Origin of the sequence: Ahniella affigens (genome assembly GCF_003015185.1) — a bacterium.
Classification (GTDB): domain Bacteria; phylum Pseudomonadota; class Gammaproteobacteria; order Xanthomonadales; family Ahniellaceae; genus Ahniella; species Ahniella affigens.
Genome location: NZ_CP027860.1, coordinates 4,068,466 through 4,094,318, shown reverse-complemented (window position 1 = coordinate 4,094,318; position 25,853 = coordinate 4,068,466). Strand labels below are relative to the sequence as shown.

Sequence of the window (25,853 nt, the reverse complement as noted above, 5' to 3'; positions counted from 1 at the left end):
CGCAAAAGGGCGTTCAAAACGGACATCGACTGTCGACGCCAACAATAATGAAGGTCAATTGTGGCGATTCACCAATGTGGACACTCACCGCCTAAGGAATCGTGATGGATGTCCGGTCTCTGCTTTAGCTCGGTGTCTCGCGTCGCGTCACTTGAACAAGCAGAGGCGTCTTCGGCTTCAGCGCCACATCGACAGTTGGGTCTGGCAACTTGGCACCAGGCGGGAGCGCAAAGTCGATATGCTTGATCAGGTATGCGGCGACCAGGGCCATCTCGATGAGCGCAAAGTGCTGGCCCAGGCAAAAGTGTGGGCCGGCGCCAAATGGCATGTAGGCGCTTCTGGGGATCGGGTCGGCGTTGGGCATGAATCGTTCCGGCCGGAATTCCAATGGGGCGGGAAAAGACCGTGCGTCGCGGTGCAATTGCCAAATGGGAATCACCACCAAGGTGCCTTTGGTGACAGTGGTGTCGGCGATCACGCAGTCGCGCTGAGCGACTCGCGTGAACAGCGCTGCGGATGGCGGGTACAAGCGCATCGCCTCTTTGATCGTCGCGTTCAGATAAGGCGCGCGAACAATCTGCTCAATTCCCGATGCGGCAAAATCAGTGTCGGCGAGCTCTGCTCGCAACGCGTCGACAACGTCTGGACGTGTTGCTATCAAGCCCATCCACCAGCAGAGTGCGGAGGAAGCCGTGTCGAATCCTGCTGCAAACAGCAGTACGCAGTTGTCGCGAATTTCGCGCGCGCTTAGCGCGTTCTGATGGTTGCCGGAAGCCTCGTCCTTGGCCGAGAGCAGCATGTCCAGAACATCTTGTTCTTCACGCGGCACCGCGTTCGAAGCGGTTCGCGCATTGATGTGGGTCTCGATCAAGGCTTGGATCGTACGGCGATGCGTCAGTTTGCTGGTACGCCCAGGGTAGGGCAACCAGTCTGGCGCAACGAATGGCCAATAGACCTCGCGCATGCTCTGCCTGGTCAGCGCTCGGATGGCGATTGATAGCTGCGCGGCGTCTTGCTTCGTCATTGGGCTCGAGAACAAGGTCCGCAATATCACGTCCATGGTGATACGCGTTGTCAGGCCATCGGCATCGACGACAGCGCTCGATCCGGGCGACGTCGGCAGGACATCAGCGACACAGTCCTGAATCGCCGCGTGCATCAATTGGGTGTAACCGGCCACACGCTTTGGGGTGAATCCTGGCGCGAGAATTCGCCGTTGACGTTCCCAGTCGGTGCCTTCGGTGGTCAGCGCATTGTCGCCCTGGAATGACGCAAATATTCGAAGCAGGCGCGCCTCTCTGACGAAATCTGCGTGGTGGTCGACGAGGATTTGCCGAGCGGCTTCAGGGGTAAAGAAGTAGCAGATACGGCGGAACAGGATGTTCAGTGTCGCGACATCGCCGTAGCGACGGTGTAGTTCGCTCGCTGCTGCGAGTGGGTCGCGCTTGATTTCGTTCAACCAGGACAGCCCGAGTGGCAGACTTGGCCGATATTCGGCGTTGATTTCGGTGCTGCCATTCATCGTTTGGCTCGATTGTCGTGAGTGTCTGTGGATGGTCTCGCGAGCGACAGGGCGACGCCGTGCATCGCAAGATCAAATGCCGCGAGAAACCGGGTGCTGAGGTCCGAGTCGGGATTGGCAAGCCAGGTAACCATCGCGCCAAACAACAGGTATTCGAAGCTGCAAGCGATATCGGCTGCAGACAGGCGCTTATCTACTTCGCCAGCGTCCTGGCCGGCCTGGAACATGAGCGTCAGAATCTGCCGATTCCCCGGGTCGAATTGATCTGATCCGGACCGCGACTCGCCGTATCGTGCCTGATTCATGAGGAATCGGATGTAGTGCGGTAAGTAGGCCTTGCGAGCGGCGTGCCAAGCCGCGGACTCGCGGAGCAGGTAGCGCATGCGCGCTTCGAAAGTCTTGTGCGCAAGAAGCGCAGCTGCACGTTCTTGCATGCCTGCCGCGATGTCGACCCGAAACCGGTGCGCGAGCAGGGCTTCCTTGACCGGAAAATGGTTGTAGAGCGTGCCCTTTGCCACGTCGGCCTCGGCAGCGACTTGCTCCATGGTGACTGCCTCAAACCCATGGGTTTCAAACAGCGCCCAAGCCGTCGCCGACAGATGATCAGCGGTTCGCTGACGCTTGCGCTGCTGCCGGTTGGGTGGGGGTGAAGGCATCGGTGGAGCACCAAGAATGAACGATGCGCAAAAGTGTACGTCGTTCAATAAACGCCTGCAAGTGTCCGGCGGGCGGTGTGCCGCCAGGTTGGCGTAGCGGTCGCACCCAGGGTGCGCTGACTCGTGCCTCAAAGGGTCGGTGGCGAAGTGCGACGCTCTCGATGGAACGGGGTCGCAAGCGGCCCTCTACGCAGCCATCTCCCACTTGCACGGAAGCGTGGATCGGTTCCCTCACCCGCGAGCGCGGGAGAGGGTCCGGGGAGGGGAAAGTTTCGACAAGAATGGTGATCACACGCGATTTCTGAGCATGCAAGAACACCGGGTTGGCCTGCGATTGATCAGAGTGCGTCTGGGGATTCCGGAAATGCTGGCTCAGTGATCGACGCGATGAGCCGCAATGCAGTCAGTTCAGGCCATCGAGACACCGACAGGACTACCGGTGGCTTTCAGGACATCGATCTTGCTTAACCTCGCCGCCAGTGGGTGTCGGGAAGATCCGCTCCGAAGTGGTACTGCTGAGAATCCGCGAAGAACCCTTCTCGTCGAACATGGCAGACCATGATGTGTCCACCGACGACGTCACCATCATCATGGATCGATCGGCTCGCTAACAACCCATCTCGTCACATTCGTACACAGGAGCACTTCATCATGAGTCTTCAGCCTCCGATCATCGCGGTCTATACCCGCAGCGGCTATCCCGCCGCATTAGTTCAGAGCTCAATCCCGCAGTATGAAGGAACCGATGTCAATGTCCTGATCCTGTCCGGCCCCAATGGCGCCGGCGGCCAAATCGTCTATAACGACCCGCCCTACACGATGTTCGATGCGCAGGGTCAATACGTAGGCGATGCGCAATGGCGCGCCAGTCTGCAGACGCTGATTGACAGTACCAGCATCGATCCGGAAGGCATCTTCTTTTCGCTCAGTAACAGCGCAATCAGTACACTGGCCGCGATGGCACCTCCGGCATTGGCGCAGGTCATGTCTTGGCTGAAGTCGAACGGTATCGCCGGCATTGACATGGATTGCGAGAACTGGGGGCAGCCAGGTGGACTGAATCCAATGGATCCTACCTGTCAAACAGTGACATTGGCAGCGATTTCCGCCGGCTTGGCGCTGACTGCTGCGCCCTACAATCAATTGCAAGGCTGGCAAAGCTGGTGCGCTTTTGTCCGGCAACAACATGGGACGCTCGCGTGGCTCAACGTGCAGTGCTATGCGGGAGGCAGTGGCAACGACCCAGTCAGCGGCTGGTTTACACAGTTCGATCCTGTGGTGCCGATCGTTGCTGGCTTCGAGGCTTCGCCGGGACCCGATGGGGGCGCGTTGACCCCAAATCAGGCGCAGCAGCAGTTGGCGACCTGGCAAGCAGAGACACCCAGCAAAGCCCTCCACGGCGCCTTCGTTTGGGATTACAGCCTGATCAATAGCGGAACTTACAAAGTAGCTGAGTTCGCGCAAGCCATGCGTACCGGCCTGAATGAAGGAAACCCAGAATCCACGTTCAAGATTCGCGTTCCCGCCGGCTTCCTTTCGAACAATGACGAAGCCCAGGCGCTTGGGCCGCGCATCGCTGCCGCGCGCCAGGGCCGCTTTACTGGAAAGTGGACGACGGTCCTCCCCGGCGAGATGAGTGTCGTCGAAGTGGAGCTATCGACGAAGACCTCGGGCTCGAACACGTTCAAGACCGACGTTCTGGCTGGCCCGATACGAAGTAACGAGGAGGCCCAGAAGATCGGCCCGAATCTCGCCGCGTCCTACGGCGGACGCTTTACTGGGCAATGGAACACGATCGTCGTAGGCGTGATGAGCGTGATCCAGGTCGAATTCACCTTCTGATCGACGCAGCGCGGTGGCCCGTCGGCGCAATGCGCGGCGGGCCACCCAACAAGGCAGTCTTGAGACGCTAGTAGACACACACAACCTCAAGGCGTCTCGGGACGCTCATCGTTAGTGCCGATCCCTGCAGCAAGGAAGTGCCCCGCGCCTGTCGACAGTAGCCGGGGAGGTCACAACCGGAACTGTGCGCTATCCCGCGCTGTCATAGGGTCAACTGCCGGGCGATCTCTCTTGACTCGGTAGCAGAACCACGCTGCACCATGGCAGCCAATGGAGGCAGCGACGTGCGGATCGGGCTATTGTTTCTGCTCTCGTCACTCGCTTCCATTTGGTTGGCTTGGCGCTCAGGGTCTTGGGCACTCGCTGTGATCGGCGGTCACGTTACAGCCGCATTGGCATTACTTGGGGCAGCGTACGTTACGTCACGCCCGAGTCTGCTTGGTAAGCAGGCCGAAGGGCAAAGACACCTCGCCGTCACAATCTTGATTCTCCCGAACCTGGCACTTCAGGCGCTGTTGTATCGAATGCTGCGCCCGATTGCGTTTCCGCCGGCTCAGATTTCCGACAGGGTGTTGCTTGGGCCTCGACTGACGGCTTCAGACGCCGCCTTGCTTGACCAACATCGCGTTACGGCGATTCTAGACCTCACGGCTGAGTTTGCTGAACCAGTCAGTTTGATTCGCGCCCGGGCCTATAAGTGTTTGCCGGTCTTGGATGGTGAAGCGCCAACACCGAAGGACCTTTCAGAGGCAATGGGTTGGATCAGTGCGCAGCAAGGCGCAATCTATGTCCATTGTGCTCTGGGCCATGGCAGAAGTGCGAGTATTGTCGCCGCGTGGCTGGTGCACAGCGGCGAATGCGCCTCGCTTGATGAGGCCTTGCGCCGACTCAAATCACTGCGCAATAGAGCGGGGCTCAATCCGGCCCACATGACATCGGTCAAGGCCTTCTTAAACGCAGAGACTGTGCAACGACGCTAACGCTGGCATCTACCAGCTCAGAGACTTCCGAGGTGACTCTCGGGAGGACGTCAATGCGCGTAGCTCAGAGCCAACACAGAATGTCACGAATTCCTGCCGCGACTAGCACATGGCATGAGCCATACCCGCGCATGATCTGTACCGCTGTGCACGTGATTGCTTGATACGCGCCAACTTCTCAACGTCCAGTCGTAACGACAATCGCCCGGCAGGCCGCCGTCGCTAGCTGTCGCTCTCAGCTTTTCGCGCCGAACAATCGTGACACGGGGATGAGGCGCTCGGAAATGGCTAAGTATGAGCGAAGCGTCACTGCTTGCGGCCCGCACGGTGAATTCCGCCAATTCTGCGTCCAGTTGGAGCGTCGACGCGAATAGTGGACCACAGACTAGCACCAACTCGCCGATCGGCGTGACTTGCCAGGCGCGCCGAGCACGGCAATTCAGGGCGCAGGACGCGGCTGATGCATCTGCGAAAGACGCATGGGTACCAGATCGTTGCCTCAGTATGAAAGGCGCAAAAGGCTCAGCCCGTTGCGCCCGACGTTTCCGCGCCGACGGCCAGGTGCCAGGATTCTGCTCAGGCTTCCCGATTTAGCCTCGAATGGCGAGTCAAGAGAAAAGCAGCCGCGACTGGCGTCGCGGCTCTCGTGGTGCAGTGCGAGCTTACTTGGCAGCCTTCTTCGCAGCCTTCGCAGCCTTCTTTTCCTTGGCTGTCTTCTGAGGGGCCTTCTTCTTGTCCTTCTTGGTATCGAGACTCTTGGCCATCGTGACTTCTCCGGAGGTTGTGGGTGCGCGCCCGCCGATTGTCGGCGGGCGCCTAATCGTAAACAGCCCTACGCCAAATGCAATGGGTGGGATGGTACGGAGTGGTTGGGAACTCGCCGGTTCAGGTCCAGTCGCCCCTCAACGCCGCAAAACCCGAACACGCAGGCTCCTCCAACGCCTATCTGACCGATCGAGCAGTCGCCAGACTGATCTTGCCCCAGTTTACCGGACACTTCGTTAAGCGGCTTGTGACAGCTCAAACTCAGCTGGGCTTCGTGGCCCGAGCGCCGAATGGAGCTGGTTTCGATTGCAGTAGACCTCGATGTAGTCAAACACCTGCGTTCGTGCGGTTGGCTCTGGATGTGAATCGTTCGCCATGAATCGCCTCGACCTTCACGCTGTAATTACAACGCTCCATGGCGGCGCTGCCAGACGCGATGAGTGCGTGACGATCGCGCCTGACTGTCTTGCTCCTGATGGTCACGCACCGCCGGTTTCGTCGGCGTTGCCTATTCAAAACTATCGCGGAACAGATTCTCAGCACGGAGCCGATATGCCAGCAGCAGGTTCTGGTCGCTGTTGGCATTGCTGAGCGTGCTGCCAACGAGCAAACCTTGTTCATCGGCTTCGATCCGCACGCTTTGGCTGAAGCTCGGAAGATTGCCGCCCGTGACGCTGCTGTGATCGAGGCTGAGCAGACCATTGTTCGCAAAGCCTGGGTCGCGTTGGCCGCTCGCAAGCAAGCGCAAAACCAGATCACTCGCGCTGGCGTTTGGCGCGTTTGTGGGCAGCACTGAGGCGCCACCATGCGCGTACATTTCGCTGCTGGCGATCCCCGTAACATAAGTCCAGAGCGGCTGGTCAGCGCTGATGTCATCGAGGTTGTTGCCAGGTCGGTCGATTCGAGCGAATGCAAGATGCGTTCCGGCAAGGGTGCTGAAGCTGGCGCTGCCCACCAAGAGGCCATTGAGTCGGACACTGCTGACGGCAGCTTGGGGCACGATGATGGTCAAGACTTTGGTGCCACTGGACCCATTGGTGAAGTCGCCATGGACCAGGGCGAGGTTTCGCTTCGACCAGCGCCGTGTCGGTTCCAAGGTCAGTTGGCTCGGGTCGCCGGGGCAGAGATTGTTGCCGCCGTCGAGCGTACAGCCGCGACTGAACTGCGCTGCCAGCGCCGGTTGGCTGGTGCTGATCAAACCGGGGCTGCTGCGCAGAACATCGATCGATTCGCCAGCGCCGAGCACATCCAGCTTTGCGCCATTGAAATACACAACGGTATCGGCCTGGTCAGCGAGTACCCGAATGACATCGCCGTTCGGGCGTTGCTCCCGCGGCACAAAGGCGAACTCCGTCCCAAGTGCCTCATCCAGTGGCCGCAATTGTTCGTACACGTGATCGCAGAAATCGACGTCGTCTGGCACATGCGCGCAGGTATGGCCGGCGAATACGGCAATCGGTTCGCTGGCGCGAATGGTGGTTCCGGTCAGGTCGGTATCAGCGGTATCAGCGCGCAAGTCCAAGCGCTGCCCTTGTTGCAACACCGCTTGAAATGGCACGTTGGCTGGGTGACCAGCCGTGGCTACTTTTGGAATCACTCGGACCGTGGTGTTGTTGCGGACCGCGGCGATGGTGACCGCGCTTCCAGCGCCGACGCCTTGGCCCCAGGCCAATACGCGATACGCCTTGCCGAGGCGAGTGTCAGGCAGCGCCAGACTTGAGTCTACGGCAAAGTTCCGCCCGGATAGCGGCACCACGGTAGCTAGCGATTGCGTTTGCACACGATACGTCAGATTGCTGACGCCACCGTTTGGGAGATTTGCAACCTCATGGAGCGCCAGGGGCATCGTGCCGACAAAGGGTGCAGCCGGACTGAAGTTGAAACCGATTGGATTTGCCAGGGCTGCACTGTTGATTGTCCCGATGCCTGATTGATCACCGCCAATCGACACAAACGAATCAATAGTTGGTGGCACCGTTGGCGGCAGAGCGACCCTGAAATCCGTGCCCCGGTCTTCGCGCGAGTCGGGTTGGCCGAGAACCTGATTGCTGCTGATCAGCACGCGATCTTGCGGGTCCAGGTACATAGCAGTCGCGCGGGCGTTGAGGCTCATCTGATGATTCGCATCATCAACACGCAAACCATCACCATCAAAACTTGCATCAAGGGCGCCAGTGCTCGTTGTCTGCGCGAGCAAGAGCCGCTTTTCCTGGGCATTGAAGAGCCGCGCTTCACCCAAGGCCAGCACGCGCCCATCGCTGCGTATCGCCAGATCGATCGCCCGGTCGTGGTTGTCCTCGCCAATGTCAAAGCGCAAGCTGCGATAGCCATTGCTGCCAAAGCTGCTGTCGATGCTGCCGCCGGCGTCAAACTGGATCAGGCCCATATCCAGATTGAAGACGCTGTTGACGGCCGTGTCGAAGGTGCCGAGCACGACAAAACGACCATCGGGCCGCAAAGCCAGGGCGTCGTAGTGCTGGGAGAACACATTCGCTGCTGGAAAGCCTGGCGTGGCAACGCCCGCGCCTGCGGCGAATTCGAGATCCAGTCCGCCGTTTGGCAGCAGCTTGGCGACGAAGGGCACGGCGTGCAGGACTTCGTCACGACAGTTGCCGATGACCAGCAAACCATGGTCGCTGGTCTCGGCGGCATCTGTGATGCTGCATTGTTCGTTGGGATTGGCAAAGCTGCGGATCAGCTGACAGCCACCCGAATCAAAGCTTGGATCGAGATTGCCGGCCGCAGCCAAGCGGCAAATCAGCGCAGGAAACGCGCCGGTGTCGGCATTGCTGGGTTTCAGTCCACCGAAGAACAGCGGCTTGCCGCTCGCATCAACAAGCATGCCGTCAAGTTGCAGAGCCTCGGCTTGCGGGATGAGCGTGATTGGCAACGCCGTCCGAGATTGGCCATCCGCATTCGAGCCGAAGCTGGCATCCGGATCGCCGTTTTGGTCCAGCCGCGCCAGGTAGATCGCTCCCGGGTCGTCCTCGGCGTCGGCGACCAACCACGTGCGGCCGCTGGGAGCGAAGCGCGCCATATCGCGCAGCACGATGCGGTCGGATTGCAGGAAGCCGAATAAAGTCCGGCCCTGGTCTCCGAAACTCGGATCCAGCTCACCATCATTGGCGGCGCTGGTGATCGGCGAATTCAACGCAAGTAAGGCGGCGAGGGTAGTCAGACAAGAAGCACGGCGCAACATAGGGAACTCCAGACAAGCCCGTGAGTGGGTATACGCTGGCATACGTGACGGGGCGTGCCCGGAGATCATGGGCTTTGACTTTGCGCGCCTTTGGCGTGGACTCTCATCAAACACGCCACAATCCATTGGATTTGCGAACCAATGAATTGCGGTTGGTGACGATTCTGACCGCAAGTAGCCCTCTCCCCAGCCCTCTCCCACTCGCGTGGGAGTGCTGGTCAAACCGAAGGTACGCATATTCGCGCATCAAACTATTGTCCCGAGTCGGAGGTAGCGCTCCGCCTACTCGCCGTCGTTCCTACGAAAGCTGGCATCCATCTTGACTGTTGCACACTGGTCGCCTCAAAAAATGGATTCCAGCGTTCTAGGTTGTGTGAGAACGGTTGGAGTTTGCGGCGCCACCTCATTGCCGTCATCCCGACGAAAGTCGGGACCTAGGGCAATCTGGCGGCGGTGCCGCAAGTATTCTGGGTCCCGACTTTCGTCGGGATGACGACAACAGAGTAAGGCCCCTTGCGATGGCGTCAGGCGCCATGAATGCGACCGCCAAAGCTGTTTTCACACAGCTTGTTTCGCCGGAATGACGATAAGAACAGTGCCTTGGGTGATGTTTGATGAGAGCGGGAGCGCTCCCTCCCCCGCGATCGCGGGGGGATGGCTGGGGAGCGTGCTACTTGCCACACTGTGCCGCCGTGAAAATCGCGCATCGTCGCTGACAGTTTGATGCGCGAATAAGCGCACCAGAGGGGCGGCCGGACTCCTACCGAATTCGGCCCGGTTGCGGATGGGGGCCCAACAATTCCGGATATCAATGGACGCGCAAGCGTCGTCCAGCGGCTCTGAGCCTGAATGATCGAGGGACACCGTCTAAGTCAACGATGCGCCTTTGTATATCGACACGGTCAGAAATGGGGCCAAGCGAGAGCGAAGCAGTCGACGCGCGCAAGGAGATACCCAAGCCGGGTTGTGCGGGGCACTTCGTCACAAGTCCCAAAGTGTTACGATCCACACATGGACAGGTGGAACATCAGCATATTCCTGATTGCTGCGGGCACGTCATACGCTTCTGGGCTGGCGCTCGCGCCAACATTTTTCCAAAATCGCTGGCGGTGTCCGCGCTGGTGGGGCTTTCAGGGCCCACCGGCGAGCCAACTTAGCGGAATCGGCATGGGCATGTTTCTTGTGGCGTTGGGCGTCCTCAACCTGATTGCCTCTTCAAATGAATTACCAATGTGGGTTGGTGTGGCCGCAGTCGTGGCAGCGCTGGCGGTCATGGGGCTTGGTCTCCGGTACCCGCCGCTTTACCGTGGCAAAGACTGAATCGAGACTCAGGGCGCGCACGAACTCAGAGTCGCCTCATACGGCGACTCTCCCTGGACAGCGCCCTTCCAAATGACGTTGAGGCACTGCTACTCGAAACCATCGACCAGTATCGGATCGGGTAACGCAACGGGCTCGCAGCCCGGGGATGCGCCAAGAAGGATCCGCGAGCCGACATTTAGCAACGTACTCACCATTCGCTGCGCTTGCCCGCTCGTGAATTCGGATTGGCATACCTCAGAGGAACTGTCCATGAAGTTGTGCTGAAAGTCGCCAGCGGTCGTTCCCACTTGGCAGACATTTGGGGTGGCATCGTCAATACATCCCATCGCACTGCGCCGATGCCTGGGCGTATCCGCCACACAGTCGCCCGATGCGCCACAAATGGCGTCGGTCGGACAGGTGGAACCGAACCCATCTCCCTCATACGTGTGATACACGCCGAGGAAATGGGCAATCTCGTGAATGCTCGTGGCATTGCGGCTTGTAAAGGGCTTCAGATTAAAGCCAAGCGACCCATCGGGATCGTATCCAAACGCGTTGTAGAGCACCGCCAAACCATCTTGAGCCGCTGGTGCACCCGGAAAATAGGCATAGCCTTGGGTGCCCGCGCCACCATCATTGCCGTTGATCTCGTTGACAACCCACACGTTCAAGTAGCGGGTACTGTCCCAAGCGCTCAGCGACTTGACTGCCAGTTCGTTGTCGACCCCGCAGCTGCCAGTCGCATTGCAAATTCCCTGTGCGGTGTACTGAAACACGGCGCTGCCATCCACGCGCACAATGCCTGGGCTCGGATTGTTCAAGTCATCTCGCTGCGCCAAACAGAATTGCACCAGGGTGTTTACGCCAGTGTAATCGGACCAAGCTGTATCGGAATTCGAATACGCTGCGTTCAAGTTATCAATGGCGCTGTGAATCTGTGCGTCGCTGATGTTGACGCCAGTGCCGACGCTTTGACCGGTGTGAATGACATGCACGACGACCGGGATTCGAAAGATTGCGGCTTCGGGTTCTCTTGCGTCAACGGCTGACTGTGTTGGCAATGGATTGGGCGCAAAAGTCGTCGGCGACTGTTTCGTATCCAGTTGCCATACTTGATTCTGAAACTCAGCGTCTTGGGCTTGGAGCCATCGATGTCGAAGTTCGAAGTCGCGGTGTTCAATGGCCGGCTCATTGGGCCACGCTTTGTCCCACGTGCCTGAATTGGCGCAGCAAGAAGCGAATGCAAACGCCAACGCGATCCATCGCAAGGCTTGGTTCGGCCGAGGCGGCGTGAGCCGCTGAGTCGGATCGGCGCTGAATCCACTGACGAGTAAACGCATCAATCGGTCCTCGGTTGTCGAGCGCGTCCAGATCCAGGCCTTGACGGCGCGCGCCTGAGCCCTGTCGGCCAAGCATCCTTCGCGGGGAACGTGGCGGACGCATACTGACTCGGCGAGATGTGAGCGGAGACGTGCGGGACCGGAGATTTCCAGGGATGGTATGAACACCTTCGAGCTGGAATTTCAGGCCCGCAATGAGTCTGGCACGATTCCGGACTCATTGCTTCAGAATCGAGCACCTGTCTGCGCAATCCTGGGCAAGCCATCCACGGCCCGCATCGCCTCTGAACTCGTTCAAAGTCTCTTTAACGTCCTGGCGCGAAGCACGTGAAAGTTGGCGCCGATCTGGATCGGTTGCAAGCCTTCCACGACTTGTTTGTCCGACGGTGCGAACACGGTCTTTTCGAACGTGCCAAACGCACAGGCCGTGCGGTGTTCCAGGGCTCGGTACTGTTGGTACTGGTGCGTCCAATCGCCTCCAATCGCGACTTCAATACAGTAGTCTTCGAGCCGTAAGGGGAACTTTGGGTCTGGTTCGCATAGGGTGTTTCCCTCAAAATGAAGTTCAAGGTTGCCGCAGACTTGGATCATTTGGCCATCAATGGCATCCGCGTCAGCGATGGCATCTTCCACTGACCCGTAAGTCAATACTAGATTGGACATACAGCCCGACAGCGTTGCGCAGCATAGAATCAAAACCGACTTCATAAGCGTCCATTGGGTTCACCTGATCATAGTATCGGGAACCCTACCCGTCTCGCCGCTGGCCTCGCCTTGCGCTCGTGGCAGATCCAAAGAGATTCTGAACTTGACCATAGGCGCCTTAGCGCTTGGCGAAGGCTCGGGCTTCCTTCAGGCTCTGGGAATGGGGTGCCATGTTTGCTTCCAATATAGGTAGCGCCAGTTTGAGGCGCGTCGCGGCTTCCACCTGGCGATCATCCTGAATAGCCAATGCCGCCAGACGGACTTGAATCTGCGCGCAGATAGGATGCGCGCAATGCGCTGCGGGACCGCCAAAACCTGCCAGTGCTTGCTGCAGAGCAGTGTTGGCTGCTTTCGGTTGGCTCAGGGCAACGAGAATGCGGCCACGTTGGAATTGCCAGAGGCTGCGATCGCGTTCGTTCTGGCTGGTTTCCAGATACGGCCCTTGGTCAAAGGCGGCCAGCTTGGCTTGCGCGGCCACCTGGTGCCCCAGTGCTGCTTCCGTCTCGGCATCCGTCAGCAGGAGATCCGGCAGCAATGTCGCGGCCAGACTCGGTGGCAATTTATCCAGGATGGATCTCACTTCGGCAAGGCAGTCGGCGGCGCGGTTTGGGTTCGATTGCAACAACGCCAGGCGCGCTTTGGCGAGCAAGGCCAGTGCTGCCCGATCACTGTGGTCGCCAAATGTTTTTCGGCGCAAGCTCAAGAGTTCTGCAAGCAATGGTTCGGCCGTTGCAAGGTCTTCGCGCTCCAGCGCGAGTCGGCTCAAATTGTTGATTCGGGTTTGATAGACCGCCGATGAAGAGTCACCGAGTTCTTGCATGACTTCGAGGCCCCGTTCCAGCAGCGGGGCCGCTTCGGCGTATCGCCCATTGACGAGGAACATCGTGCCGAGATTGCCATAGGCGCTGCTCAATTTCGGGTGCGGCTTTTTGAACAGCAACTCGGCCACGACAATCGCCTCGCGCAGATAGGGCTCGGCGCGCTCGGGTTGCGCGAGGCGGTCCAGTGTGATGCCAATCCAGCCGAGCAGGGCAAGGTGCTCCAGGGTTCGGTCGCGATGTTGCCTCTGATTTTCTTGATAAGCGCTTTCAAACGTGCTGAGCGCGGTATCGAAGTTGCCGCGGGCGCTTTGGATCGCGCCGAGCGTCACCAGATAGGTCGCGGTCTCGGGTGGGCCGCCACGCGCTAAATCGCGCTGGCGGCGGGCGTTCAACGCGCGTTGGATCAGCGCTTCGGCCTCATCTTGCCGGCTTGCTCGTTGGGCCACCACGGCCCAGGACGAATACAGCGTCGATTCGACGTCGAGCGAATCCGATCCGCGGCCTTGCCAGCCTTGAGCCTGTTCAACGTCCTTGAACCAAGTCTCGGCCCGTTCGAATTGATCGCGTCGCTGCGCATTCTGGGCACGCACGAGCATCAAACGCGCCCAACGCAGGCTGCCTTGTTCGCCCATCTCGTCGAGCACGCTGGCGGCTTCGGCCATCGACTGTTCGGCGCGCTCGAATCGGCCCAGGTTCATCAGGGTCGCGCCCAACGTGGCGAGCAGATCGCTGCGCACACTGGGCGCCAGCGCGGAATCCGGGCGTTGCAGCGCCTCGACTTGTTGGTCGAGCAATTCCGATACGGGTAGATCGCGGCCTTGATTGGTTTCCGGGCTAGCGGCCTCGTAGGCCTGCAGCAAGAAGTCGCGTATGGCCTCGGCCTTGTCGCGCTCGTCCAATGCGAGAACCGTTGCGGCCTGCGCGGAACGCCGAAGCGTGACCTCACGCACCAAGGCGAGCCCGACCAGCAACGCCATCATCGTGCCAACACTGAGCGCCAGCGCATGCCGCTGGACGAAACGCCAGCCCACATACCAGGCTTGCCGGGGCTTGATCGATATCGGCAGACGATCCCGAATGCGTGCCAAATCATCGGCCAAGGCCGCCACACTCAGGTAACGCTCGCTGGCTTGTTCCGCGCAGGCCTTGTCGGCGATCAGTACCACTTCGGCACGACGATCCGCCGGAAACAACGGCGCCAGATCTTGCAGCACCCGGCCCAGCGAAAACACATCCGCCGCCACACCCGCCGCCTGCCCGGCGACCACTTCCGGCGCGGCATAGTGTTGCGAATACCAGCTTTGTCCCGGGGTGTTGGACAGCTGACTGTCTTCCTTCAAGGCCCCGGCAATGCCGAAGTCGAGCAGCTTGACCACGGGCCCGGTCGGCCCGTCGGCGATCAGCACATTGTCGGGCTTGATATCCCGATGCACGATCAAAAGCCCATGGATATGCGCGACCGCGCTGCACAGATCAAGAACGTGCCGCGTGACCACGCGCCAGGGTAAATGTTGTTCTACGCAAGCCTTGGTCAGGGTGGTACCGACCAAACGCTCCATGACGAAATACGGCTCACCAGAACTGGTACTGCCGCCGTCAAAGAACTGACAGATATGCGGATGCCGCAGCCGTGCCAGCAGTTCGCGCTCGACCTGGAACAAAGCTGCCATCCCGGCCAGCGGGCGATCGGCGCGAACGATCTTGATCGCCACCTGCTGCGCGAACTGGCCATCGGCGCGCTCCGCCGCATAAATTTCGGCCATGCCGCCAAAGCGAATGCGCGCGCTCAGTACGTACGGGCCGATCCGCTCGCCGGACCGATCCGCCGGCACCGCCAACGTGGAAGCGACGTCACTGATACTGCTGCTAAGGCCGGTCTCATTCGTTTGCTCATAGGACAGCATCTCGTCAAGCGCTGTCGCCAAGTCCGGATCGCCCGCCGTGGCCACCGCAACAAACGCTGCACGATTGGCCACTGGCAGCGCCAGCGCTTCATGAAACAACTGCTCCAGCCGCACAAAGCGCGTACTGCCCGGTTCAATTGCGCTCATGCGGGGGCGGCCGGATCAACGCGGGCATCGAGTTGCATGGCCAGCCAGCCGCGAAGAAAACGCAGATCGCGGACGACGGTAGCTTCCGAGATATCCAGCGCCTCGGCCGTCTCGGCTTGCGAAAAGCCGCCGAAGTAATGCAGCTCGGCAATGCGCGCTTTGCGCTCATCAGCCCGGGCCAAGTCAGTCAGCAGCAGGTCGAGTTCGATCACTCTGAGCCCGCCCGTATCGGCCGAGGCATCGGCATGACTCAGTGTGACCACTATCGGGCCTTCGCCGCGCTTCTGGCTGTGCTTGCGACGCGCGTGCTCGACCAGCAGGCGGCGCATTTGGGTCGATGCCAATCGAACAAAATGCTGGCGGTCGGCAAAGCCCATGTGCAGGCTGCTGAGTCGCAGGTACGCCTCGTGCACGAGATCGGTGGGCGTGAAGGTGATCGTCGGCGATTCCCGACGGAGATGCCGCTCGGCAATGTCGCGCAGCACGCCATGGATGTGCTCAGACCACAGCGCCTCATCACGTGCCGATAAAGGCGTCTTTGCCGCACCGGATTCGTCAGGCGCGCTCATAGCGGGGCACCGCCGGCGCTGAAGGCCGGGGCAGAGTAAGGCAGGGCAGCAAGCATGGCCGCATCTTCGATGTTTCAGCGCCGTTGCTCAAGTCCTGGCGCTTTTCGGCCCGCCAACGGAGACACATTGCGTTGCATTGGCGCCGAAGTGCGCACGAAGCTATCCGATGACGAGAGTCCCCTGAATGGGCAACGCTCCGTGCCTAGACAGGTCTGTAGCCGACATATATCGAACCGGTCGGCGCTTCCAGGAGCCTCTGAACACGTGCTTGGCGCCGGAGCACGGAGTCCGGACCCGCGCCGGACTCCGTGCCGGTCTGAAAGTCCGGAATGGACCTATTCAGACCCTCCCAGGTCGATCACCCTGGCCGATACACGATCTGGTGCAATTCGCGGATCCGTTTTCCGCGCGCTACCCGATAAGCATCGTCAAAAAACTCGCGCCAGTCCTCATAGCCGCCCGAGTTGTAAACAGCGGTGCTGATGTAGCCGCCTGGCAGCAATCGCACTGACGAACTGGTGCCACTCCAGCCGCCGTTGTGGGCATAGACCGTGCCGAGTTGCCAATCCGAGCGCCACCAGCCGAGGCTCTCGGTCCACGATTGCTCCATCAAGGCATAGCTGTCGGCCGACAGGATGCTCTCACCGTCTTGCAGCAGACGTAGGAATTTGGCCATTTCCAAGCTGCTCATCATCCAGGCGCCAGCGGCGCAGGAATCATTGTCGTCCGAGGGCAGGGTGCCCAGGCTGTCGGCATCGCTGTCAAACCAGAGCGTGTAGTTGCCGCTCGGATTGGCCTGCTGGTTTTCGGCCATGCTGCACACCGCGCTGATGCCATTCGGGTTCAGGATGTCGTTCTTCACGTAGTTCCGATAGTGATTGTTGGTCACGTTCTGAATGTAGAAGTCGTAGTCCTCGGTGCTGAAATCATCAGCAAAGCTCTCGGCCGACTGCATCATCGCCGGCTCTTCCATGTAGGCCAGCGCAATCTGGAAAATGGCCTGCGACATGTTTGCATAAGAGCGCGTGCCGACGGCAGGGGCGAGTTCCGGTTCCTGCTCGGTGCCGCAATTGACGAGATCCCCATCAATCAAGCGCTCTTTGATCGTTCGGCCCTGGCAGCTCGAATGCTGAAAACCGCCGCGATGCGAGAGCATCATCCGTAAGGTGACCGGACCGCTGCCGTTCTCACCGAGCACAAAGCGGTTATGGACCTGGTTGCGCCAACGTTCGGGCAGAAAGTTGATCAAGGCCGAGTCCAGATTGGCGCCGCCGTTTTCGATGACGCGCAGCGCGGCTGCGGTCGTCAGAATCTTGCTGACGCTGCCCCAGGGCGTTTCGGTGGCCGTGTTGAACGTCCGTTCGCCGCCTGGATCGCAGGTCGTGCGGGCCAAGCCCTGGCTGATACTGGCAACGACGTTGCCCTTCGCATCAGACAGCGTTGAGGTCCAGCCTTTGTTGTGGCCTTCGCCCATGGCGCCGGCGACGAGTTCGGCATAGAGGGCGGTGTCGATACCCGCTTCGGCGGCGGTTGTGATCGTCGGATTGAACGGTACGGCGTTGCATGGCAACGCCCAGCCCGGTGCGCTGGCGACCAGGCATAGTGATGCAAGTGCGGTCGCGTGCGACCGCCTGAAACGTCTCATGTGTGTGAACTCCTGAAATGGGAAAAGGCCGCAGCGCGAACGCTGCGGCAGCGGCGCTTACTTCAGCCGAATCCAGCGCAAGGCAGTCGCGCTGTCGTTGCAGAAGTCTTCACCGGAGAGATCAATCTCTACGCCCGTGCTCTGCGCCAGCACGGCCATCGACAACATCTGTTTGCCAACTTCGGTGGTGCCGTCAAAACGCAGCGACCAACTGGTATCGGTCGCGCAAACAGGCTTGGTCATACTGTTGTGACCACTGATGCGCAGCACCACATCGCCGCCATAGGCGCCACCGACGGCGACCTGGGTGATCGTCTGGTTCGAGTAGATCGTCGCGGCTTGGCTCGCCAGGGCAACCAGGGACAGCGTCAGTGCAGCAGCCAACTTCAACATCGTCTTCATCGTATTCCTCATATTGGGTTTGTGTCCTCGCGCCCGACATGAGCGCGATTGTCTGGGAATACGTAGTGCGATTTGGAAAACGACACGACTTGGAAGAAAGGCGGAAAAATCACGCGCAAGGTGATGACGCTGACGTGCGTTCAAGATTGGCCACGCCCCATCGTTGTGATCGAGATCCAACGCCGGAGCCGGGAGCCTGCCGCGCGGTCGCGAATTGATGCGCGGCCCGGACCGCTCCTGGTCAGGATGGGCAGGGAATCACCTTGAACTCCACGCGACGGTCCAAAGCATCGCTCAGATCATCGGTGCCTGTGCCGATCAGATTGTCGCGAAAACCCATGCCAGTTGATTGCAGTCGGGCGCCAACAGCGCCGAGTGCCTGCAGGCGCAATTGAATGGATTCTGCGCGTTGCAACGACAGTTGTTCATTGAACGACGCGGAACCTGTGCGGCTGGAGTGGCCAATGACGTTCAGGCAGTGTTCGCTCTTGCCAATCTCCTCGGCCAGAACGGCAAGCCACATGGGATAGGGGGCGCTGACCTTGGCGTCCTTGAGAAAGGTGGTGGAGCCCGCCTCGAACAGAAAGCGAATCGCGAGTGCGTTCGTGCCGAGGCCTAGCCTGACGATCTGCGCGAACGCTTGTTGTGCAGCGTCGGCGTTGCCGAGTTGGGTGTGGGTCAGGTAGAGCCCATTGAATACGCGCCCCTGTTTGCCGTCGGGGCGCGCCAGCGCAACCTCGTAGACCTGAAGTGCGTCGCGATACTTACCCTCGGCATAGAGTTGGACGCCACGATCAATCAGCAGGCTGACGGTGAGGTTGGCAAGATAGACCCCATCGGCATCGGTGCCCACTGGCGCCTGTGATGTCTTGATCTGCCCTTCGACCGCGCGATCTCGAGTCAGTGCCGGGCTATCCCGATAGAACGGCGTTGGTGTTGTGTCGACGCCCGCTGCGGTCGACATCGCGGCGGCTTGCGCCACGACCAATGACGTCCGCTGATCGGTGAGCGACAGGTTGATGCGATAGCGGACTAACCTCGAGTCGGTGTTGGGCAGTAACGTCATGGTCGCCACCAAGATGTAGCGCGCTGAAGCCAGTGCTTCGGCCGATTTGGGCAACACGTCAAACTGCGGAAACTTGGCCGCCGCGCGAACCAGCAATCGGGTGTCCAATGACTGAGTCGCCGCCGTCACTTGGCCGCTTGCGGCATCAACTGCGGGATCGACGACGATCTTCACTTTCGACACGGTTTGGAGCGCGCGCTGCACGAGTGACTGAAATTCAGGTAATCGCTGCAACTGAACCAGGAGATCATCCGCCGCGTGATCGATGGCAGTATCGAAGTTCGCCCCATCATTGAGCGTGTCCGGCCGTTGCGATTGGCTGGCACAGCCCAGCAGGATGCCCATCATGAGCGCAACGAGCATGAGCGAGCACGCGCGACAAAGACGGCGACACCCACCAGCGCCAGTTAGCGCCATGGCTGGCCCGTTGACCTTCAATCCTGCACGGCGTTGACTCTGGAACATGGCATCTGGACTCCTGCCGACATGGAACTAGGTGTGAATGGCACGCGAACTGGCATTTCTCGCGCCTGGGCGGAACCTGAAACGTCAAGCGTCATCGACATGCGGTTTGCAACTCTGTTCGCTCGGCAGCGGTCAGGGGCTCGCCTGAGCTCGCGCGCTCCAGCAGGAGCGAACAGCGTGCCGACGCGATTTGCGTCGGGCGCTTGATCGTTGACGCAGGCTTCGGGCTGCTTACCTTGGGCGCATCTGGCAGGCTCGAAGGTGGCTCAGAGGCTTCGGTCACGGGCGTTGCGTGTGGATCTGGTACCGACGCCTGAGTCGCCGGTACGGCGACTGGCACAGTGGGTGCGGCAATCCTCTCGGTGTTGGGCCCGATGGCAGCCTGTTGTTCTGGATGGAGCCGTGCCGGTGTGATCGGCGTCAGCTGGTGCGCGTCAGACGGGGTCGGCTCGCGCCAGGCCACACCGGCGAGCCAGGCCAGGGCGGTACCAGACACCAGTGCGATGAATAACGCGATGAGCCAACGCCTATTTGTTGCGGCCCACCTGATGCGTTCATCAGGAGTAGGCGCCGGTGATGCGTCCGCTGCAAGCTGGATCGCCCGAGCGCCCGATGCAGGCGTTACGGCCGGGCGTGATCCGAGCGCAGGCGTTGGTGCCGGCCGGTGCTCGAAGCGCGTTCTGCCGTTGTCCAGCAATCGCCGCAGAATGGGAGCGGTCGCTTCAGTGACCAGACTCGACGGTGATCCCCGGATGGGATCGTTGGTGTCCGGGGTTGGTTCCAAATTCACGGCCTGCAGCGCACGCATGAATTCGCCCGCGCTCTGATACCGTTGATCAGGAGCCTTTGCGAGCGCACGCTGCAAGACTGGGTCCAACGCGGGTTGCGGGGGGCGCATGCGGGTCGAAACCGGCGGCGCCTCTTGAAACAGCACAATCTCCTGCGGCGAAAATGGCCCGCCTTGATCGAAAGGCCAGGTGCCCGTCAGCAATTCAAACAGCATCACGGCGGTCGAGAACAGGTCCGAACGACCATCGACCTCCTGGCCGGTTGCTTGCTCAGGCGACATGTAGCGCGGGGTGCCAATCGCCAAGCCTTGCACCAGCGTCCCATTGTCGGCGCCGAATTCTTGCACTTTGGCGATTCCAAAATCGGCGAGCCTGATCGTGCCATCGACATCGAGCAGAATATTGCCGGGCTTGATGTCGCGATGGACAATCCGATGCTGATGCGCATGTTCGAGTGCTGCCAGAACATCGATCGCAATCTGCACCGATGCTGCGGTTGTGAACTGAACGCCATGCTTCAGGCATGACTGCAAATTGACGCCTTCGACAAACTCCATGACGAGAAACTGGGTGTCGTCCTGCTGACCCGCGTCATACAGGCTGACAATGCCTGGATGCTTGAGCCGAGCCACTGAGCGTGCCTCGGTCAGAAAGCGTCGCTCCAGATCCGCAGCAACGGTCGGATCACTGTAAGTGGTCTTGATGGTCTTGATGGCGACGCGACGCGCGAGCCTCGGGTCAACCGCTGCATAAACGACCCCCATCGCGCCCTCACCGAGCACACCGAGAATCTCATAGCGACTGAGGCTCTGCACGATTGGTTTCTGAGCTCCATCCCAAAGGCCGACAGGATCCGAATTAAGTAGCCTTCCGGCCTGTCAGCGAACTCACTGGCCCCCGGCACAACGGCTTCCGGTCCAGATTAGCGCCGGGTGGGGAATGTCGCAACCGACGGCGATCTTGATCGGGTCGGATTGCCGACGGTTCTGGCGGCCACATCCGTTTGGCCATCGCGAGTTTCGGGACGTGGCGCGAGTTGGAAGCCGTATACCCGCTCTTGATTCCTGTGGCGATTCAACGAGAAGGCTCGTCTCGACTTCGAGTGCGGGCGGGCGCTTCGGATACCATCGGTGCGTTATCAGCGCTGCCGAATGGACAGAGACGATGCAAACCGCCTGTGGGAATCGCAACAACGCCCGAACCAGCCCATGATCGCGACGCAACTGATCCGATCACTCGATGTGAGTGCCGCCAGTGGTCTGGTGTGGCACGACCGATCGTTTTGGGTTGTTGCGGATGACGAAAATGCGTTGTTCGTATTTGGGCGCGACGGTGATTCGCGGCGTATCCCGTTGTTGCCCGGCGAGTTGCCCAGCGCACATGCCGATCGCAAGGCCGTGAAGCCGGATTTCGAAGTTCTGTGCATGCTGCCGGGAACCGGTCTCCTGGTGATGGGGTCGGGCTCGCGTGTCACTCGCATGCAGGCGGTGCTAGTCGATCACAACGAGTCATGCTTTGTGATCGACACAAAACCGCTCTGCGCCGCTTTAACCACGACGTTTCCCGCATTGAATCTGGAGGGCGCGACGGTGCTGGGCGATGAATTGGTGCTGCTACAGCGCGGCAATCGAGGCGACCGACGCAATGCGCTGATCTTCCTTGCGCTTGAGGATTTGCGCCAGGCGCTGGCGTCGCGCTCCTTCGAAGTCTTGCGGGCGCCGCGCGTCGTCGTAGTTGATCTCGGTCAGCAGGGCGAGATTCCCTGGTCGTGCACGGACTTGACGGTGCTTGCCGACGGCGACCTTCTGGTCAGTGCGGTACTGGAGGACACGGGCGATGCGTATCAAGATGGCGCTTGCCTCGGATCGTCGCTGGCGCGATTGGGCGCCGACGGTGCATTACGCTGGCATCAAAGGCTCGACACTGCCAACAAGATTGAGGGCATTGCGGTGGATGGCGCGAATGTCTGGCTGGTCAGTGACGCCGACGATCGAAATCAGCCTTCGCAATTGCTGCGGGCGATGCTGCCTTGATTCGTACGTGCTCGAATGGTTGGCAGCGCTGAGCGTTGGTGATGGCGCGGTCGCAAATCAGAGTCGACAGGCGCTATGGATTCGGCAGCGAGTCCAGATCGCCGGTCGAAAGCGCTTTTGCAGTCGCTCGCAAACGGCGGCAACCAGCGCAACGCCTGTTGTGCCAACCGTGGCTTGTGGCAAAGTGGTCAACATCGCCAGGAGTGCCTTGATGCTGGATCATGTGGATTTCGCGGTGTGCGATTTCGGGCGCAGCCGGTTGTTCTACGAGGCGGCACTATTGCCATTGGGCCTCGTGCCTGTGGTCGCCTTTGACGAAGGCGAGGGCCGAATCGGCGTAGGCTTTGGTCGGGATGGAGTTGGTTGTCTGTTCATCGGCGGTGGCCCGCCGGTGGCCGGTCGCCTTCATCTCGCGTTGCAGGCGCCATCGCGACCGGCGGTCGAAGCATTCCATCGCGCCGCCATAGCCGCAGGCGGGATCTGTCATGGGCCGCCCGGATTGCGCGAACGCTATGGCCCGAACTATTTCGCGGCTTATGTCAAAGACCCCGATGGGCACGTCATCGAAGCCGTGTGCCGAACGGCGACTTGACGCGCAGCCGGCTGCGGCAATCTGAGCCATCGAAGGGGAGCAGTACTGCTGATCTTCGAGTCCGGCGCTTGGCCGGACTCGCTCAGTCTGCATCTTGTGTCGATTGGCACGCGTCGCCGCCGCGCGCACTGTTGCGCGGGCCATTCGCCTGCGCATCAGTGCTCGCTGCAAGGCGCGATCAAATGCCGAAGCAAACGCGTTGTACCAGCACCGAGTAGTAGCCGCCGCCCATGTACGTTGAGTCGATGACAATCACGGTTGGGCCTGGGCGACCGCCAAGGAGGCTGCACAGGTCACCGGCATCGTTTACGGCCGCCTGATAGGCTGCCGGATAGCCGATTTCGTAACCGCCACCCTCAGTGAAGCTCGAGGCCAATGCTGAGGCGGAACCCACTGCGAGCGCAGCAGCCAGAACCAGTTTCATTGCTTTCATCACGTTCTCCATAGTCCAACCCCCAACCGCCCTTCGCAGTGACTTGATGTGACGGATGCGGCCAGGCGGGCTGGACAATTGATATAGGTGACTGCAAAGGATTGCTGCACCCGTCAGCAATGGAATACGGAACCGCTGGCCAAAGTCGATCAAATTTTTCTAGGGCGCGCTTTGGCGGCATCGTCCGCATCATTGGCGACGCGGGATTGGCACGGGCGATCGGAATTGAATGGCCTATTGTTGATGCGATGACGCCCAGCCTGGTCCACCGCGTCCGATCAAGTTCGGCGACAGAATGTCGTCGACGTCGCAGCCTTCGAGATTGAAGTGGCTGCCGGGCCCCATGGAGCCCGCTCCCAACGTAATTCGGTTGCAGCGCAATGCCGTTAGTGCCGCGTTGCTGCCGTCTGCGCCAAATTGACCCGTGACATCGAAGTCCAGCCAAATGTGGAACAGTTCGCCGGCACGATTGCGAACAGCTGCTTCGCGATAGCGTGAGTCATAGCCAAAGCTCGAGAGTGCAGCACGAAAAGGCAGGTCCTCCACCAAAACGTTGGCGAGCCAGTCTTTAGGGCGCCTCTGAACAAGTTCAGAGGCGATGCTGGCCATGGATGGCCCGCCCAGAATCAAGCACGCAAGTGGTTGATTCTGGAGCACTGAGTCCGGACATGTGCCGGACTCAGTGCGGGTCTGAAAGTCCAGGATGGACTTCTTCAGACCGGCAAATACTGGCCATGGATGGCCCGCCCAGAATCGAGCACGGAAGTGCTTGATTCTGGAGCACTGAGTCCGGACCCCGGCCTTCGCCGGGGCAGGCTTGAGTGCCGGACTCAGTGCGGGTCTGAAAGTCCAGGATGGATTTATTCAGACCCTCCTTAGGGGGATCGTTGAATTGAACGATTGGTTCTGAATCGGTACGCCGCAGTCTTCGGCGTCCGTTCCGGCGAGCATGACGGCGTCCTTCGAAAAGCCGTCATAGCAGTAGCCGTCCCAGCTGAAATGCGCCGGTTTCGGAACTGTCGAAGTGTAGGCACAGCCCGCGCACGCGGCGAGCGCCACCAGGAGGTACCAGTTTCGGATTCGAAACATTGCCAGACGCCCCTTGCTCAGGAGATTCAGAATCAATCCATCCAAGACTTTTGAATACCGGTCGAATTTGCGCGTGTCTGAACTCTCGGTGGCGTGCTCCTGGGTGGCCCATTCAGCCCTGAACCATCCGGCGGCCGATTCCCCGTTCTGCCCTTGCCAACGCCGGCATGAAGCGATATATGTAAGGCATTACGTAATTAGTATCGGAAGCGATCGAGGTGCGTCGATGGAGTTCGTCAGCAGTTTGGGCTATCTGGCTCTGGGTAGCCGCTTGAAGGCAATCAGTGATCGGTTGTTCGCATTGGCCGACCAGGTCTATGCAGACCACGACATCGGGCTACAGGCGCGTTGGTTTCCGATCTTGCGGCTACTTCAGGATCGGGGGCCGCAGTCAGTGGGCGAGATCGCTCTGGCCATTGGTCAGACGCATGCTGCGGTGAGTCAGGCGGCCGATCGATTGCGCGCCGCGAACATGATTCGCGACCGCTCCGACCGAAAAGATCGACGCGTGCGAAAGCTCGGGCTGACGCCGTCCTGTGAACAGGCTTTGGCCCAGGCAAAACCTGCGTGGCAGGCAATCGATGCGGTGCTGTCGGAAAACTGTGCCAAACAAGGGATTCAGTTGCTACGAGATCTCGCGCAGATTGAGTCGATGCTGTCGGAAACGCTGGCAGGAGAGGTCGGGGCGCGCGTTCGCCAAATGCAACGCCGAACCGTCGAGATCATCCCATTCAGCGAGGCAGATCGACAGCATTTCTATCGACTCAATGCGGAGTGGTTAGAGCGCTATTTCTATCTCGAAGAAATCGATCACCGTGTCCTCAACAACCCCGAGTCAGAAATCCTGGATTCCGGTGGGACGATTCTCTATGCGCGCCTTGGGTCCGACATCATCGGTACGTGCGCACTGAAGAAGGATGCACCCGGGACGTACGAACTCACCAAGATGGCAGTGACCGAGCGCTATCAGGGGCTCGGTGCCGGCCGCAAGCTGATTGATGCCGCGATCGAAACGTTTCGGCAGCTTGGTGGGCAGACGTTGTTTCTGGAAACGCACTCGAAACTGGAGTCAGCAATCCAGTTGTACCTGCGTAGCGGCTTTGTCATACAACCAACGGGCAAACCTGATTCGCACTACCAGCGCTCGAATGTCTACATGATCTGGTCGCCAGGCGACTAGTGACTTGCCCCGCAAGGACCTTGGCAAAATTTGGCAGCATCTCGATTCAAGGCAGCGCGCTAGGAGGCGACGTCGTGGCGACTCAGGCGACGACGAGTTCTGCTGCATTGCCTTGAACAGCGAGAAATCTATTCTGGTTGTTTGCGGAACACGACACTCGGGCGGGCCTGAATATGTCCATCCTGGACTTTCAGGCTCGTGCGAAGTCCGGCACGCTGCAAATGGGCAACCTGTACGACCAATGTTTTGAACTGCACCTGGGGCCCAAGCCTTGCCCCAACACGGCTTGCGACTGTTTCATCGGCTACGTGCATCGCGAAGACTTGCCGGTGGGCGCAGGGTACGCCGGCGGCGAGTTGGAACGCGTGCCCCATGGCGCGCGGCAGTGATGCGAGCGCCTGGGGT

20 protein-coding genes and 1 pseudogene are annotated in these 25,853 nt (G+C 60.0%); 7 read left to right on the top strand and 14 right to left on the bottom strand.

The genetic code is table 11. The annotated features are described in order from the left end of the window. Positions 1–124 precede the first annotated feature (124 nt). Complete coding sequence (locus tag C7S18_RS15745; protein ID WP_106892467.1) at positions 125–1,522, bottom strand: cytochrome P450; 1,398 nt, start codon at positions 1,520–1,522, stop codon at positions 125–127. Further along, on the bottom strand, positions 1,519–2,178 hold the full coding sequence (locus C7S18_RS25210) for a TetR/AcrR family transcriptional regulator (protein ID WP_106892466.1): 660 nt from the start codon (positions 2,176–2,178) through the stop codon (positions 1,519–1,521). The genes C7S18_RS15745 and C7S18_RS25210 overlap by 4 nt, the downstream gene beginning before the upstream one ends. 651 nt (positions 2,179–2,829) lie before the next feature. Between C7S18_RS25210 and C7S18_RS24735 the strand changes: the two genes are divergently transcribed. Both C7S18_RS24735 and C7S18_RS15730 read left to right on the top strand, forming a co-directional pair. After that, a complete protein-coding gene (locus tag C7S18_RS24735; RefSeq protein WP_206207914.1) occupies positions 2,830–4,020 on the top strand; it encodes a mannan-binding lectin in 1,191 nt (396 codons plus the stop codon). A 260-nt stretch (positions 4,021–4,280) separates the two neighbouring features. Beyond that, on the top strand, positions 4,281–5,000 hold the full coding sequence (locus tag C7S18_RS15730) for a dual specificity protein phosphatase family protein (RefSeq protein WP_106892465.1): 720 nt from the start codon (positions 4,281–4,283) through the stop codon (positions 4,998–5,000). 1,273 nt (positions 5,001–6,273) lie between these two features. On the opposite strand, the gene C7S18_RS15725 is transcribed toward C7S18_RS15730, so the two are convergent. Continuing rightward, positions 6,274–8,964 carry a hypothetical protein gene (locus tag C7S18_RS15725; RefSeq protein WP_170113297.1) on the bottom strand — a complete coding sequence of 897 codons (2,691 nt, stop codon included), beginning with the start codon at positions 8,962–8,964 and terminating at the stop codon, positions 6,274–6,276. Positions 8,965–9,975: 1,011 nt separating this feature from the next. Here C7S18_RS15725 and C7S18_RS15720 point away from each other — a divergent pair. Next, positions 9,976–10,284, top strand: coding sequence for a hypothetical protein (locus tag C7S18_RS15720; protein ID WP_106892463.1), 309 nt, complete (start codon positions 9,976–9,978; stop codon positions 10,282–10,284). Positions 10,285–10,373: 89 nt separating this feature from the next. On the opposite strand, the gene C7S18_RS15715 is transcribed toward C7S18_RS15720, so the two are convergent. The 8 genes from C7S18_RS15715 to C7S18_RS15680 all read right to left on the bottom strand — a co-directional run bounded on the left by C7S18_RS15715 (position 10,374) and on the right by C7S18_RS15680 (position 20,936). Further along, on the bottom strand, positions 10,374–11,609 hold the full coding sequence (locus C7S18_RS15715) for a M43 family zinc metalloprotease (protein WP_146151954.1): 1,236 nt from the start codon (positions 11,607–11,609) through the stop codon (positions 10,374–10,376). A 294-nt stretch (positions 11,610–11,903) separates the two neighbouring features. Beyond that, positions 11,904–12,272, bottom strand: coding sequence for a hypothetical protein (locus C7S18_RS15710; RefSeq protein ID WP_146151953.1), 369 nt, complete (start codon positions 12,270–12,272; stop codon positions 11,904–11,906). A gap of 160 nt (positions 12,273–12,432) precedes the next feature. Next, the gene (locus C7S18_RS25155; RefSeq protein WP_106892460.1) at positions 12,433–15,186 is read right to left on the bottom strand and encodes a serine/threonine-protein kinase; all 2,754 of its coding nucleotides are present in this window, start codon (positions 15,184–15,186) and stop codon (positions 12,433–12,435) included. Next, a complete protein-coding gene (locus tag C7S18_RS15700; protein ID WP_106892459.1) occupies positions 15,183–15,755 on the bottom strand; it encodes an ECF-type sigma factor in 573 nt (190 codons plus the stop codon). The genes C7S18_RS25155 and C7S18_RS15700 overlap by 4 nt, the downstream gene beginning before the upstream one ends. Positions 15,756–16,113: 358 nt before the next feature. Further along, on the bottom strand, positions 16,114–17,400 hold the full coding sequence (locus C7S18_RS15695; RefSeq protein ID WP_106892458.1) for a serine hydrolase domain-containing protein: 1,287 nt from the start codon (positions 17,398–17,400) through the stop codon (positions 16,114–16,116). A gap of 57 nt (positions 17,401–17,457) precedes the next feature. Then, the gene (locus C7S18_RS15690) at positions 17,458–17,802 is read right to left on the bottom strand and encodes a hypothetical protein (protein ID WP_106892457.1); all 345 of its coding nucleotides are present in this window, start codon (positions 17,800–17,802) and stop codon (positions 17,458–17,460) included. A 241-nt stretch (positions 17,803–18,043) separates the two neighbouring features. Further along, complete coding sequence (locus tag C7S18_RS15685) at positions 18,044–19,333, bottom strand: OmpA family protein (protein WP_106892456.1); 1,290 nt, start codon at positions 19,331–19,333, stop codon at positions 18,044–18,046. Positions 19,334–19,424: 91 nt separating this feature from the next. Then, positions 19,425–20,936 (bottom strand): serine/threonine-protein kinase, encoded by a 1,512-nt coding sequence (locus C7S18_RS15680; RefSeq protein ID WP_106892455.1) that lies wholly within the window; start codon positions 20,934–20,936, stop codon positions 19,425–19,427. Positions 20,937–21,329: 393 nt separating this feature from the next. On the opposite strand from C7S18_RS15680, the gene C7S18_RS15675 reads away from it, so the two are divergent. Further along, positions 21,330–22,154, top strand: a complete 825-nt coding sequence (locus C7S18_RS15675) for a DUF6929 family protein (RefSeq protein WP_146151952.1) — start codon at positions 21,330–21,332, stop codon at positions 22,152–22,154. A gap of 7 nt (positions 22,155–22,161) precedes the next feature. Further along, positions 22,162–22,746, top strand: a complete 585-nt coding sequence (locus C7S18_RS15670) for a VOC family protein (RefSeq protein WP_240623912.1) — start codon at positions 22,162–22,164, stop codon at positions 22,744–22,746. A gap of 178 nt (positions 22,747–22,924) precedes the next feature. On the opposite strand, the gene C7S18_RS15665 is transcribed toward C7S18_RS15670, so the two are convergent. From C7S18_RS15665 to C7S18_RS15655, 3 genes are all read right to left on the bottom strand, one after another. Beyond that, positions 22,925–23,179: a hypothetical protein gene (locus tag C7S18_RS15665; RefSeq protein WP_146151951.1), complete on the bottom strand. Its 255-nt coding sequence runs from the start codon at positions 23,177–23,179 to the stop codon at positions 22,925–22,927. Positions 23,180–23,413: 234 nt separating this feature from the next. Further along, a complete protein-coding gene (locus C7S18_RS15660) occupies positions 23,414–23,788 on the bottom strand; it encodes a hypothetical protein (protein WP_106892452.1) in 375 nt (124 codons plus the stop codon). A 255-nt stretch (positions 23,789–24,043) separates the two neighbouring features. Further along, positions 24,044–24,268, bottom strand: a complete 225-nt coding sequence (locus tag C7S18_RS15655; protein WP_146151950.1) for a hypothetical protein — start codon at positions 24,266–24,268, stop codon at positions 24,044–24,046. Between the two features lie 226 nt (positions 24,269–24,494). Between C7S18_RS15655 and C7S18_RS15650 the strand changes: the two genes are divergently transcribed. Both C7S18_RS15650 and C7S18_RS15645 read left to right on the top strand, forming a co-directional pair. After that, on the top strand, positions 24,495–25,448 hold the full coding sequence (locus C7S18_RS15650; protein ID WP_106892450.1) for a bifunctional helix-turn-helix transcriptional regulator/GNAT family N-acetyltransferase: 954 nt from the start codon (positions 24,495–24,497) through the stop codon (positions 25,446–25,448). Positions 25,449–25,669: 221 nt separating this feature from the next. Further along, positions 25,670–25,837 (top strand): annotated as a pseudogene (locus tag C7S18_RS15645) (STM4011 family radical SAM protein); the annotation flags it as partial. Between the last annotated feature and the right edge of the window lie 16 nt (positions 25,838–25,853).